Below are 13,695 nucleotides of genomic sequence, written 5' to 3'. Positions count from 1 at the left end.
TGTTTGTTGATAGTGGCCTCAGGTTGTCTCCTGTTTGGCCAGTCGCTGGACACTGCTCAGAGCAATGCCGAGCTTCTTAGCTGTAGCGCGATAGGACAGCTTCTCCACCTCAAGGCAGTGACGGACTGCCTCTGGGTCGATGGTAGTCGGGCGCCCCTTGTAGCGGCCTTCTGCCTTCGCTTTCTCAATGCCTGCCATCTGGCGCTCCTTCCTAAGGTTGGTCTCGAACTCAGCAAAGACTCCGAGCATCTGCAGGAAGGCGCGGCCAGTTGCGGTGCTGGTGTCGATGTTCTGGTCGAGAATTTTCAAGCTGGCCCCCTTGTCCCGTAGCAGCTGAACGATAGCCAGCAGGTCGGCCATGTTCCGAGCCAGTCGATCAAGCTTCCAAACTACTAGCGTGTCGCCTTCGTGAATCATATCTAGGAACAGCTGAAGCACCGGGCGCTCCATCGTGGTGGCGCTAGCTTTCTCTTTGCGTAGCATGCCGTCTGGGTAAGCCTTCTTAAGGGCAGCATCTTGGATCGCAGTGTCTTGGTCGGTGGTGGAAACGCGAGCGTAGAGGAAAGTAGTCATTGTTATGTGTCGGTAAGGTCTTAGACAATAATCGAACAGTACCCAAAACGATTAATGAATACAACAATCGGTACACCTTTTTTCTGTACCTTTTTGGGTAAACTCATATCGGCACACCTGGCAGGCATTACCGCCGGTGTTCTCCCTCATAGTGATGGTCGAGATCGGTAGCAGGGTAGAGTGAGAGAGCAGAGGGAGGCCGGTTGGTTTGTGGGCCTCCCCACTGGGGGAAATAGCCTGAATGGTCTTGAGACCCAACCGCTCGCATTTTTTCAGTAAAAAAGTCGGGGGAATCTTCAAGCCCACTCGTAGCTAGCCAGAAGCCCCGGTGTTGTCTTGGTGTGTATTCCAGTCGGCATCGACAAGGCAGCATATAGACACCACCCGCGATCTATCCTGTTCTTCACTGTCTGTACGTGCAGACCAGCAGCCTCCGCCAGATCGATCAGAGGTACAGTTTCACCGAAGAAGTCGACGCGGACAGTTAACCTGGTGTTCCTAGATTGCTCCTGACGAGTAGCCCACCGACAGTTGATGGGGCTGTAGTCGCTGTCGTTGTCGATTCTGTCGAGGGAGTGCTCAGGGCTTGGCTTATCGCCCATGTCACGGCGGAATGCCCAGAAGTCGTGACGCCACTCATGACAGACACTGATGCCACGACCACCGTAGTTTTGGTAACCAGCACTACTGTGGAAATAGCAGCGGCTCACCATTGATCGCCATGTCTCATAGAGCGGGTGCTTAGTGGCGTCCTTCCGGGCATTGAGACAACCCTCAGGCAGACTCCATGGCTCTTCTTGCAGTTCTATGTACCTCAGTCTCGGCTTGTGGCGAGCCTTGTCTCTTACCGCCTCGCAGCGCTTACAAGCTCCCCTGCGGCGCCCCCCTCCATTCGAGTGGAACTCTGTCAGTGGCATACGCTGCCTGCATTTCGTGCACTGTTTCATTGGCGGCCTCCTTCACAGTCTTTGCAGAAGGGAGCTAGGCGCGGGCCTGAAAGCTGAAGTCTGTATTCGCCCTGATGTTTCCATTGGTGGCAGCCGCCGCAGCGTTTGGTCGGGTAGCCTAGTTTGCCCCAGACCTCTTTACAGTCACGGCAAAGGCCTCGGCAGTATCTAGCTAGTGGTTTCTCTTTGCACAACAGGCACTGGTATCGAGTATCAGTCACTAGTTGACAGTTGTTTAGTTGGTTCATTTGTTGTCTCCATTGATTGATTTGCGGGCACGGGAATGCACCAGAGTTGGTTGGGTCTTCCGGCCACTATTAGGTAAGTTGACTTGGTGTTCACATGTCAGGGCATTTGGGATGTAATGAGGCCGTGAGGCACCCAAGAATGAATAAACATGGAGTGAGTAATGTTCGGGCTATTCAAAAAGAAGTACCCAGTTCTCAAGGCGAATCAGATTGAGCCGGTAGAAGAACCGATCAATACGACAATCGCGAAGAAAATATTTAAGGACTATATGGCCAGTATTGGCTTCCTCGATAAGGATGAGTTGTCAGAACATGCTGGGTACTTCGCTGATGAAGTCCGAGATCATGAGGAGTGCCTTCGTGACGACCTCGCGGATGAGAAGCAAGAGCTGAAAGAAGCGATGTCCGAGGTGAAAAAACTCAAGGCGAAGCTCGCGAAGATCAAAGATGAGGACGAGCGAGAAGACCTTCAGATTGAGATCGACGACCAGGAGGAAGCGATCAATGAGCACAAGGAGCAAATCGAGAAACAGGCTGCCGAACTGGCTTCTTTTAAGAAGGACAAGAGGATGTTTCTCGTCGAGTACATCAACCAGCAAGTCCACGGCAGTAAGTGGCGGAGTGTCGCTCAGTAACTGCGAGCGCAGAATGTGAAGCAGAGGTTCAAATCCTATCGGAGGAGGGCTGGATTGCTTCACAATAGGCGGTTAAAATACTTCACATTCAGCAACTTAAGCAAACTTTCTCCACTGTAAGTCGTTGATTTGTATAGGTTTTTTGTTTGCGGGGTGGGAATCATTGCCATCGAGGGTTCGAATCCCTCCCTCACCGCCATATACAAAAAAAGCCCCATGCGAAAGCATGGGGCTTTTTTTGTATACGACGCTGAGGTCGGGTGAGAACCCTCCGGTTCGATTAACTCGCGCATGCGAGTTAAGACCGAGGCAAAGCCGAGCCCGCTAGGGTTGAAACACGCCCTAGCGTGTTTCAAGTCCATCCCGACTGGAGTCAAAACCCCGCTCAATAACGGCTATAAGCCGGGCTTTTTCGTTAAACGACGTTGAGGTCGGGTGAGAACCCTCCGGTTCGATTAACTCGCGCCAGCGAGTTAAGACCGAGGCAAAGCCGAGCCCGCAGGGTTGAAACACGCCCTAGCGTGTTTCAAGTCCATCCCGACCGGAGTCAAAACCCCGCTCAATAACGGCTATAAGCCGGGCTTTTTCGTTATACGGCGCTGAGGTCGGGTGAGAACCCTCCGGTTCGATTAACTCGCGCCAGCGAGTTAAGACCGAGGCAAAGCCGAGCCCGCTAGGGTTGAAACACGCCCTAGCGTGTTTCAAGTCCATCCCGACCGCCTTCCTCACCGTACGCCCCATCCCCCTCCATCTCAAGCAACCAGAAACACAACAAGCCGCGAGGGCCCGTGCGCCCCATACGCCAATGTCTGCTGGATATCCGCGGTTTTCGACGGCCCGGAAACCAGCACAATATTTGTCGGCATAGCATCACCCCAGGGCTTTATCGCCATCCATGTTTCCAGATCCGGCTGCAAGTCTTCCCCCTGAATAATCACCAGATGCGTGGGTGGCACCAGAGACAGCGAGCGCGGCTCCGTGGGGCCGGGAATCAATACCAGGCTGCCGGTCTGGGCAATGCCCGCGGCAGCGGTGGAGATCGCGGCCGGTACCTGGGAAAACAGGTGTGCTTTTGTCTCTGCGTCGTCGCCCCCTTCAGGCCACTCGCGCCATTCTATTGAGGTATCGTCACCCTGTGCCAGTCGTGCCCGGGCCTCGGCACTTCCCATTAATTGCGTAACGCCGAGGCTGGCGAGCGTGTTGGCCACGTTTGCGGCGAGTTGTTGCTCGCTGGTTTCGATGACCTGCGCGTGGTTGGCCGTCAGGTTTTGCACAAATGCGGTACGCAGTGAGGCGACCTGCGCTGTTGCCATGGCAGCAGGGGCTGTGGTCTCTATTGAGCTCGGGCTTGCTGCGTTCACGGGCAGAGCACCGCTGCGCAAACGGCTTAAGATATTTTCTCTTGCGGACATGGGGTCGCGCTCCTGCTGGGTCTGTTTTTCAGTGCGGCATGTAAAGTGGTTTTCGCCGGTTTGGGCATGGTGCGGCGGGTTTTCCAGGGACTGGGTAGGAACCGGAAGAGGCCGCGCAATTGGCCAGCCAGTGCGGCACCTGCGTGATAAACCGCAGGATGGCGGCAGACCCAGGACCAGGTGCGCCAGACGAAGGCTTCCATTTTCTTGCGACCGCTGCCGGCACCCTTCATGTGCTCCGGTAGCACATGAGGGCGGTTGGTTTCTTCCCGCAGGCGTTGCAGTAATTTGGGGATGGGTATACGTACCGGACACACTTCTTCACAGGCGCCGCACAGTGAAGAGGCGGTGGGCAGGTCCTGCGTGGCTTCCAGCCCGAGCAGGTGCGGGCTCACTATTTTGCCGATGGGTCCGGGGTAGGTTGTGCCATAGGCGTGCCCACCAATGCGCGTATACACCGGGCAGTGATTCATGCAGGCACCACAGCGAATACACTGCAGGGTTTTACGCAGCTCCTCATCAACAAAGGCCTGGCTGCGGCCATTGTCCAGCAGGACCAGGTGGACTTCCTCAGGCCCATCTTTTTCGCCCGGTCTGCGCGGACTGGAAATCATGTTGAAGTAGGTCGTTATTTTCTGGCCGGTTGCGGAGCGGGTGAGCAGTGACAACAGCGGCGGTACATCACCCAGCTGGGCGACCACTTTTTCAATTCCGGTTACCGCAATATGCAGTGGCGGTACGGTGGTACACATGCGGCCGTTACCCTCGTTCTCTACCAGGCAGAGAGTGCCGGTTTCCGCCACCGCAAAGTTGACCCCGGTAATACCCACATCGGCATGCTGAAAACGCTCGCGGAGTTGCTGTCGGCCGATCCCGATCAGCTGGTCCACATCCTCGGTATAAGGCGTGTCCTGCAGTGATTCGGCAAACAGATGCGCGATCTGGCTGGCGTCCTTGTGGATCGCGGGCATGATGATGTGTGACGGGGTTTCCCCGGCCAGCTGCACGATAAATTCGCCCATGTCGGACTCGATGCAGTCGACGCCGCGCTCTGCGAGGTATTCGTTGAGACCGATTTCCTCACTGACCATGGACTTGCCTTTCACTGCCTGCTTGCCGCCCCGCTTGCGAATCAGGGTTTCGATAATGGCATTGGCCTGTGCCGGGGTTTCCGCCCAGTGCACCTGAATGCCATTGCGGGTGCAGTTTTGCTCCAGTTGTTCCAGCAGCTCGGGAAGCTGCTGCAGGCAGCGCTGCTTGATGGCCTCCCCCCGGCGCGAAAGCGCATCGAAGTCGCCGTCGGTTTCGAATATGCCGCTGCGTTTGTTGCGCAGAAAATCCATGGCGCCGCGGAAATTGCTGCGCAACACCGGGTCTGCCAGCGCGGCAGCGCTGTTTTGATGAAATTGCTGAGGCTGCTGTTTCATCCCACTGCCTCCGCCTCGGTGGCTGCTATTTCGTTGGGCTGCGCGTGGCTGCCCGCACCGGTGCGTTCGGCGAGGAAGCTGATGAGGTGGCGTCCCTGCAATGGCTTGCGCGCGTATTCCAGCGTGGTGTTCAGGTTGAGCATGCAGCCCCAGTCCGTGCTAACAAACTCGTCTGCCCCGGCGCTTAAAAGGTTGCGGGTTTTGTCCTCCGCCATGGCGGAGGAGATATTGGCGTGTTTGACAGAGAAGGTACCACCGAAGCCACAACATTCTTCCTGGTAGTCATGCGGGACCAGATTTACCTGTTGGAGCTGGCCGAGAAGGGCCAGCCCGTGCTCATGGATACCGAGCTCCCGGCGGCCGGCGCAGGACGTGTGCAGGGTCACGGTGGTGGGTGCGCCGCAATCCTGAAGCGATGGCTGTACGACATAACGCAGGAATTCGCTGAACTCAAATACCCGCTCGGCAAACGCCACTACCTCTGGTGCGTGATCGAACAGGGCCGGGTAGTGCTTGCGCATCATGCCACCGCAGGAGCCGGACAGGATCACAATCGGCCAAGGTTCTGGAAACAGGGCGATCTGGCTGCGCGCCACGGCACGGGCGTCATCGCTGTATCCGGAGTTGTAGGCGGGCTGACCGCAACAGGTTTGCGCCTGGGGAAAGACCACTTCAATACCCTCGCGCTCAAGCAAGGTGATGGCATCGAGGCCGGTCTGCGGGGAAAAACTGTCGACCAGACAGGTACCGAACAGGTAGACCTTGTCTGGCTTGGCGGGATAGAAGCGAATGGCCTCGGCCATAACGTGGTTCCTTTATAAGTAGGTGGCCGCAGCGCTGACGGCAGCGTTGGTCGCGTTATGCGGTACAGGCTAAAGCATCGGGTTTGATGAAACTATTGTTAACAGGTAAATTGATTGTTTCCAAAAGTTTCATAGGCGGAAAGTGTCCGGGCGCGTTTGCTGTCCCGGTCTTCTGCGGAAGGGATCGACATATATATGGTGGAAGCATCGGATCTCGCACTGTTTGCGCTGCTGGCGGAAGCGGGCAGTTTTCGCAAGGCCGCGGCCCAGGCTCGGATGTCAACGCCGGGGCTGAGCAAGCGGATCAATCGGCTGGAGAGTGCACTTGCCACCCAACTGGTATTTCGCAACACCCGCAGCATGACGCTCACCGAGGCAGGGCGCCGCTTGTTGGTGCATGCCAGTGCCGTCAAACAGCATCAGCAGGCGGCGCTGGCCGAGGTTTCCAGCCTGCACGAGACGCTACGTGGTCAACTGGTGGTCAGCGCGCCCACCATTTCCGGGGATATCCTGCTGTCCGATCTACTGGCGGATTTCTGCCTGCGCCATCCCGAGGTGCAGGTGGATTTGCGGCTGGATAACCGTTATGTGGATCTGGTGCGGGAAGGAATCGACATCGCTGTGCGTACGGGCACGCTGCGCGACTCTTCCCTGCGCGCCCGCTGGCTGATCGACTCCGACTGGGTGGTATGCGCGTCGGCTGACTACCTGAACCGCCACGGCCGCGTCGATGTGCCCGAGGCGCTGCAGGAACACAATTGCCTGATCTATGGCCTGCAGGACGGCGGGCCGCGCAACTGGTTGTTCCGGCGAGCTGGCGACAAATTGCCAAGCAGAGAGGCGGGAGAAGGAGAGAAGGGGAGCGAGGTGCGCGCAGGCAGCGGTACTTACACGGTGCCGGTGGAAGGGCGTCTGGAAGCAAATAATGCGCTGGTGCTCAAAAAAGCAGCCTTACGTGGCATGGGGATTATCTATGTTCCCCGCTGCCTGGTGCATACCGAACTGGCGCGTGGTGAGCTGGAGCCGTTACTACAGGCCTATACGGCGAAGTCACAGGGGGTATATGCGATCACGCCGTTTGCGCGTCACGCGACGCCGGCGGTACGTCTTTTGATCGATGAAATTGCCAGTGCCTACCGCCGCCATGAGCACTGGTTTCGGGCGCCGCAAGAATAATCACAAGTGTTTCCCGGTTGTTTTTTGGGCGAAATCTGGGGCGCAGAAGTGGGCTGAAGGGGCAGATTTCTTTGAAAAAAATACCCGGGCGCTGTGTTTGTCTGAAAAATGATCACCAGTCAAGGCAAACCAATCATTCCATGATTGCCTCGTAACCGATTGTTTTTAAAGGGGATAGTTATTGGGATTTGAAAATCCGAAGATTATTTTGAGCTGATTTGAAAAATATTTACTTCGGATTTCTGAATACGGAGTGGCATTGGCAAGGCCGTGGGTATAGTGATTCGTGAAAGCACCGGGATGGGACGCTTGGGTCTCTTCTTGGTGCACGCAGAATAACGACAAACAATAACCACATAAGAATCTAGCCATGCCAGCGATAATGAATGAGACCGGGGGCAGTGCACCACAGGGTGCCGCACCATCATCCAAAACTGCGTATCTGTTTCCCTTGCTGGTGATGACCAGCCTGTTCTTTATCTGGGGCTTTATTACTGCCCTGAACGATATCCTGATTCCGCACTTAAAGAGTGCCTTCTCGCTCAGCTATGTGCAGGCCATGCTGATCCAGTTTGCGTTTTTCGGGGCCTATTTCCTTGTGTCCATCCCCGCAGGGGCCATGATCAAGCGCCTTGGCTATCAGAACGGTGTGTCTGTGGGGCTGTTGGTCGCCGCCGCCGGGTGTTTGCTGTTTTATCCTGCGGCGGAAGTGCGGGTGTACGGGCTGTTCCTCGCCGGCCTGTTTGTGCTGGCCAGTGGTATTACCATCCTGCAGGTGTCCGCTAACCCTTATGTGGCGGTGCTGGGCTCTCCCGAAACCTCCTCCAGCCGGCTCAATTTTTCCCAGGCGATCAACTCCGTGGGCCATACAGTGGCGCCCCTGTTCGGTGCCCTGCTGATCATTGGTGCGGTGCACTCTGGCGGTGAGAGCGGGGAGGGCATGGCCGACCCGCGCGCCGTGCAGGTGCCGTATCTGATCATCGCCGGGTTTCTGGTGGTGGCGGCGATCGTGTTCAAGCTACTCAAGTTGCCCACGATTGAGGGCGAGGCCGAGTCGGCGTCCCTGGTCAATGCGACCTCCAGTATCTGGGCCAACAAGCACCTGGTATTCGGTGCCATGGCGATTTTCCTCTATGTGGGGGCAGAAGTTGCGATTGGCAGCGTGCTGATCAATTACATTGCACTGCCAGAGGTGGCCGGATTTAGCGAGCAGACCGCAGCCCAGTACCTGTCGTTTTACTGGGGTGGTGCCATGGTAGGGCGTTTTATCGGTTCCGCCATTCTCCAGTTTGTGGCGCCCACCCGCGTGCTCGCCTTTAACGCCGCCGCCTGCGTCGCCCTGCTGGCTATCGTATTGACCGGAAGCGGCCACGTGGCCATGTGGGCTGCGCTCGGTGTTGGCCTGTTCAACTCCATCATGTTCCCCACCATCTTCTCCCTGGGTATCCGCAAGCTTGGCCCCGTGACCTCGCAAGGCTCCGGCATCCTGTGCCTGGCCATTGTGGGCGGCGCGATTGTGCCAGTGGCCCAGGGGCTGGTGGCGGATCTCAGTACCCTGACCCTGAGCTTCCTGGTTCCGCTGGTGTGCTACGTGTTCATCGGCTGGTACGCCCTGAAGGGGGCCAATGCAGGTTTATTGGAAGGTGACGACGCTTCCGCTCCGCCGCAGGCTTCCCCGCAGGCGAGCTAACCCTTCGCGTTATCTGGCAGCCATGAGCAGGAGACTCGGCATGACGAATCGTAAACTGGTGTGTTTTGGAGAGGCCTTGATCGACTTCCTCAATACTGGGGTCGATCGCAGTGGCGACACACCGCTCAATCAATTTACCCAGTATCCGGGTGGTGCCCCTGCCAATGTGGCGGTCGCCGCGGCGAAGCTCGGCGTACCGACGCGCTTCCTCGGCCAGGTAGGGCGCGATGCGTTCGGGGACTTTTTGTTGCGCTGCCTGAAGCAGTATGGGGTGGACACCTCCCTGACCTTGCGTCACCCCACCGCGAAGACCTCGCTGGCATTCGTATTTCTGGACGAATCCGGTGATCGATCCTTCGAGTTTTACCGTCAGGACACCGCCGATACCCTGCTGGAAGCCGGTCAGCTGGCGCCCGCACAATTTGCCGATTGCGGCTTGCTGCATTTCTGCAGCAATACGCTGACCACGGAACTCCTGCAGAACAGCACGGCCGCGGCTTTGGAGCTGGCGCGCGCGGAAGGCGCACTGGTGAGCTTCGATGTGAACTTGAGGCACAACCTCTGGTCGGCGGGGCAAGCCGATCGCACGGTGGTCAATCGCTTTGTGCACAATGCCGATATCCTGAAATTCTCTCGCGATGAACTTGAGTTTTTGTGTGCAGGCAACGTCGAGTCCTACCTACAGGATCTGTTGGCTCGCACACCTCAGCTCGTTCTGGTTACCGATGGCGGAGAGCCGGTGCAGTGCTTTACGCGCGAGCACAACTTCTCGGTGGCCATTCCCAAGGTCAAGGTGGTGGACACCACCGCCGGTGGCGATGGGTTCACCGGAGGGCTGCTGCGCAAGGTATTGGAGCACGGGCTGCCTGACTTGCTTGCCGACGGGCCGGGGCTACAGGACGCCGTTCGCTTCGCCACCCTGAGTGGCGCCATCGCGGTATCGCGCCCCGGTGCCTTTCCCGCACTGCCCACCCTGGCAGACCTTAAAAATTTTTAGTGAGTATCTGAGGCATCCGTATGAATGCACAAGCAACGCCCGATTTCCGCAGCGCGGAATTCCTCACCGGGCATATTCAGTCGATCCTCGACTTCTATGCGCCGAATGTGATGGATCCGAGTGGTGGTTTTTTCCAAAACTTCCACGACGACGGAAGCCTGTTCAGCCCGGGGACTCGCCATCTGGTGAGCTCCACGCGCATGGTATTCAACTACTGCACGGCTTACCGGTTGTTCGGCAAGGCCGAGTACCGCGATGCCGCCGTACACGGCCTGGCCTATGTGGACCAGGTGCATTGGGATAGTGAGCGTCAGGGGTATCACTGGTTGCTGGAAAACCACCAGCCGGTGGACCAGACCAACCATTGCTACGGCCTCGCATTTGTCATGTTGGCTTACGCCAGCGCCATAGGCATCGGTATCGAGTCAGCCCGCGAAGGACTGTACCGGGTGTGGTCGCTGCTGGAAGAAAAATTCTGGCTGCCAGAGCAGGGCATTTACGCCGATGAAGCCTCTGCGGACTGGAACTCGCTCTCCAGCTACCGGGGGCAGAATGCCAACATGCATTGTTGCGAAGCCCTGATTGCCGCGTATGAAGCCACCGGTGATGCGCAGTTCTTCCAGCGTGCCCGCGACCTGGCGGAAACCGTCGCGGTCAAACTGGCGGCGAAAGGCGGCGGCCTGGTATGGGAGCACTATACCGAAAGCCTGGAAGTGGACTGGGACTACAACCGCGAGGACCCCAAAAACCTGTACCGGCCATGGGGTTTTCAACCCGGCCACCAGACCGAGTGGACCAAGCTGTTGCTCACGTTACATGCGCACAAGCCTGAGGCATGGATGTTGAGTCGTGCCCGTGCGCTGTTTGATGAATCGTTCGATCGCTGCTGGGACAGTGCGCGCGGTGGTATTTACTACGGCCATAGCCCAGAAGGCGATATTTGCGATGACGACAAATATTTCTGGGTTCAGGCGGAATCCTTCGCCGCCGCTGCCATGTTGGCAAGCGCCACAGGTGAAGAACACTACTGGAAGATTTACCAAAAGATCTGGGGCTATTGCTGGGACCACATGGTGGATCACCAGTACGGCGCCTGGTACCGGCTGCTGAATGCAGATAACCAGCGCTATAGCAATGAGAAAAGTGCGGCAGGGGCCAAGTGTGATTACCACACCCTGGGTGCCTGTGCACAGACACTGCAGCTAATCAAGTAATGACGTAAACAAGATGGTGGAGAACAGAATAATGAGAGAAAAATATTCAGGCGCATGGTCCGTGCGTTCACTCAACCTGGGGGTGGGGTTGCTCGCTGCCGGGGCCTTGCTGCTGGGTTGCAGCGCGGAGAAGGATGCTGCGAGTGGTCCGTCAGCGGTGGTTTCGGAAGCTTCTGCCGCGCCCGTGACTCAGTGGGTCAATCCCTTTATCGGGACCGCGAACGAAGGCAATACCTATCCCGGTGCAGTGCTCCCCTGGGGTATGGCCTCCGTGGTACCGCAGAATATTGACTTCAGCAAAAACAAAAACTCTGCGGCGTATCACTTTGGCGCCGAGCATATTTATGGCTTTGGCCACATGCAGCTCTCCGGTGTCGGTTGCCCGAGCAGCGGTGCGTTTCCGGTAAAAGTTATTACCGGTGACCTGGCGCTGACGCCGGAAGAAACCCGCAGTCGCTACTCCAAAGAGCAGGCAGAACCGGGGTACTACAAGGTCTTCCTGGATACCTTTAACGTGTGGGCGGAAATGACCGCAACCACGCGCTCTGGTATCTCCCGCTACGAATTCCCCGCAGGCAAAGCGCACCTGGTGTTTGATCTTGCAGTAAACCAGGGTGAGATGCGGGGTGGCCGCTTTACCGAGCTGAGCGCCAACCGTATCGAGGGTTATCAGATCGAGGGCAACTTCTGTGATGCCGGTCAGGAACGCAAGATCTATTTCTCCGCGGAACTGAGCCAGCCCGCCGCCGCGCACAGCCAGTTTGAATCGCCGGCCTTCCTCGCGACTCAGAAAAAATCCCCCAATGCGGATTACGTGGGTGTAAGTTACAGCTATGAGTTCGCTGAGCCCACCGAGCTCGAGTTGCGTGTGGGTATTTCATTTGTTTCCACAGAGAATGCCCGTGAAAACCTGAAGGTAGAGCAGGGCGAGAAGTCCTTTGCCGAATTGCGTGCAGCGGCCAGCGCCGCCTGGGAAAAAGAACTCTCTGTTGTCGAAGTTACCGGTGGCAGCGAGGAGGACAAAACCAAGTTCTATACCGCGCTCTACCATTCGCTGATCATGCCCCATGTCAGCAACGACGTGAACGGTGAATACCTCAGTGTTGACGGCAAAACGGTGAAAAAAGCGGAAGGTTTCACCCGTTATTCCACCTTTAGCCTGTGGGACACCTACCGCACGGTTCATCCGCTGATTACCCTGACCCACCCGGAGCAGCAGCTCGATATGGTGCGGTCCATGGTGGATACCGCGAAAGACAGCGGCTGGCTGCCGAAGTGGGAGCTGATCGGTATGGAAGCGGCCACCATGGTGGGCGACCCGGCGGTACCCGTTATTGTGGATACCTACCGCAAAGGCCTGACAGACTTCGATGTGGAAACGGCCTACCAGGCGATGGTGAGATCCGCCACGCAATACGAAACCTTTAACCTGTTGCGCCCCGGCATCAAGCACTACCTGGACTTGGGGTACATCCCCATGGACGATCGCGGTGGTGACCCGATGGAGTTTGGCTGGTTCAACGGCATCGTTTGGGGCCCTGTGTCCACCACGCTTGAGTACAACCTGGCAGACTGGAATATCAGCAAACTGGCGGAAGAACTCGGTTACGAGGACGATGCCAAGCGTTTTTACGACCAGGCCCAGAGCTATCGCAAGCTGTATGACGAAGAGACCGGCTTCCTGCGCCCGCGCAATAAAGACGGTTCCTGGATGACTCCCTTCGACCCACTGGATCGTCACTGGGATATTCGCTGGAAAATGAGTGGCGGACAAGGCTATGTGGAGGGTACCGCCTGGCAATACCTGTTCTTTGTACCCCACGATGTCCCCGGTCTGATCGACTTGATGGGTGAAGACCAGTTTGTCGAGCGCCTGAGCACCAGCTTCGAAAACTACTACTTCGATATGACCAACGAGCCGGATATCCAGTATCCCTTCCTGTTCAACTATGTCGAAGGCGAGGAGCATCGTACCCAGGACATGGTTACCTTTGCCGTGGATAAGTATTTCAACACCACTCCATGGGGCATTCCCGGCAACGACGACGCCGGCACACTGTCTGCCTGGCTGGTGTTCGCGATGATGGGCTTCTATCCGGACCTGGTGGGCGAGCCTGCATATCAGCTGGCCACTCCTTCGTTCGAGTCGATTTCCATCAAGCTCGACGAGAAGTTCTATCCCGGTAAGGAATTCCGCATTGAGGTGGAAAATTTCGCCGAAGGGAACCGCTATATCGCTGAGAAGAAGCTGAATGGTGAGCCGCTCAATCCGTTCCAGCTACAGCATGCCGATATGGTTGCCGGCGGAGTACTTTCTTTGAAGGCATCGTCAAGCAAATAGGTGAGCCAGGCGAAGCCGTTGCTAACAGTTTTATAAAAATTTCATCCTTCTCTTTCTCGTCGCCCCCGAAAGGGGGCTTTTTTTGCCATTCGGATCCCCGGTTACAAAAATCGCGATACGATTGTGTGGCGTGGCTTTTTTCTGGGACATGGGCGTCCCCGTTGTTACCGCCTGATGTTGTCCGAATGCACTGTATCGCTTGGCTTGTACTTGTAGTGCACTGCCCGCGATA

The 13,695-nt window shown here is 56.9% G+C and carries 10 protein-coding genes; 6 read left to right on the top strand and 4 right to left on the bottom strand.

The annotated features are described in order from the left end of the window. Positions 1 to 18: 18 nt before the first annotated feature. Positions 19 to 573, bottom strand: a complete 555-nt coding sequence (locus AU182_RS12975) for a recombinase family protein (RefSeq protein WP_066965941.1) — start codon at positions 571 to 573, stop codon at positions 19 to 21. A 1,356-nt stretch (positions 574 to 1,929) separates the two neighbouring features. On the opposite strand from AU182_RS12975, the gene AU182_RS12965 reads away from it, so the two are divergent. Next, positions 1,930 to 2,403 (top strand): hypothetical protein, encoded by a 474-nt coding sequence (locus AU182_RS12965; protein ID WP_066965935.1) that lies wholly within the window; start codon positions 1,930 to 1,932, stop codon positions 2,401 to 2,403. 752 nt (positions 2,404 to 3,155) lie between these two features. Here the strand turns inward: AU182_RS12965 and AU182_RS12955 are convergent. The 3 genes from AU182_RS12955 to AU182_RS12945 form a co-directional block, all read right to left on the bottom strand. After that, positions 3,156 to 3,716: a lactate utilization protein gene (locus tag AU182_RS12955; RefSeq protein WP_227718261.1), complete on the bottom strand. Its 561-nt coding sequence runs from the start codon at positions 3,714 to 3,716 to the stop codon at positions 3,156 to 3,158. 74 nt (positions 3,717 to 3,790) lie between these two features. After that, a complete protein-coding gene (locus tag AU182_RS12950; protein WP_066965918.1) occupies positions 3,791 to 5,242 on the bottom strand; it encodes a LutB/LldF family L-lactate oxidation iron-sulfur protein in 1,452 nt (483 codons plus the stop codon). Then, a complete protein-coding gene (locus AU182_RS12945; RefSeq protein ID WP_066965915.1) occupies positions 5,239 to 6,045 on the bottom strand; it encodes a (Fe-S)-binding protein in 807 nt (268 codons plus the stop codon). The genes AU182_RS12950 and AU182_RS12945 overlap by 4 nt, the downstream gene beginning before the upstream one ends. Positions 6,046 to 6,240: 195 nt before the next feature. Between AU182_RS12945 and AU182_RS12940 the strand changes: the two genes are divergently transcribed. From AU182_RS12940 to AU182_RS12920, 5 genes are all read left to right on the top strand, one after another. After that, complete coding sequence (locus AU182_RS12940) at positions 6,241 to 7,221, top strand: LysR family transcriptional regulator (protein ID WP_082859430.1); 981 nt, start codon at positions 6,241 to 6,243, stop codon at positions 7,219 to 7,221. 370 nt (positions 7,222 to 7,591) lie between these two features. After that, positions 7,592 to 8,911 (top strand): sugar MFS transporter, encoded by a 1,320-nt coding sequence (locus AU182_RS12935; protein WP_227718260.1) that lies wholly within the window; start codon positions 7,592 to 7,594, stop codon positions 8,909 to 8,911. A gap of 40 nt (positions 8,912 to 8,951) precedes the next feature. Beyond that, positions 8,952 to 9,908 (top strand): carbohydrate kinase, encoded by a 957-nt coding sequence (locus AU182_RS12930; protein ID WP_066965909.1) that lies wholly within the window; start codon positions 8,952 to 8,954, stop codon positions 9,906 to 9,908. A 20-nt stretch (positions 9,909 to 9,928) separates the two neighbouring features. Next, positions 9,929 to 11,122 carry an AGE family epimerase/isomerase gene (locus AU182_RS12925; protein ID WP_066965906.1) on the top strand — a complete coding sequence of 398 codons (1,194 nt, stop codon included), beginning with the start codon at positions 9,929 to 9,931 and terminating at the stop codon, positions 11,120 to 11,122. Positions 11,123 to 11,183: 61 nt separating this feature from the next. Beyond that, positions 11,184 to 13,463, top strand: a complete 2,280-nt coding sequence (locus AU182_RS12920) for a GH92 family glycosyl hydrolase (protein WP_227718259.1) — start codon at positions 11,184 to 11,186, stop codon at positions 13,461 to 13,463. Positions 13,464 to 13,695 lie beyond the last annotated feature (232 nt).

It is taken from the genome of Microbulbifer sp. Q7 (assembly GCF_001639145.1).
Classification (GTDB): Bacteria; Pseudomonadota; Gammaproteobacteria; order Pseudomonadales; family Cellvibrionaceae; genus Microbulbifer.
Note: the sequence above shows the minus strand (reverse complement) of the source record. Positions and strands in the feature narration are given on the sequence as shown.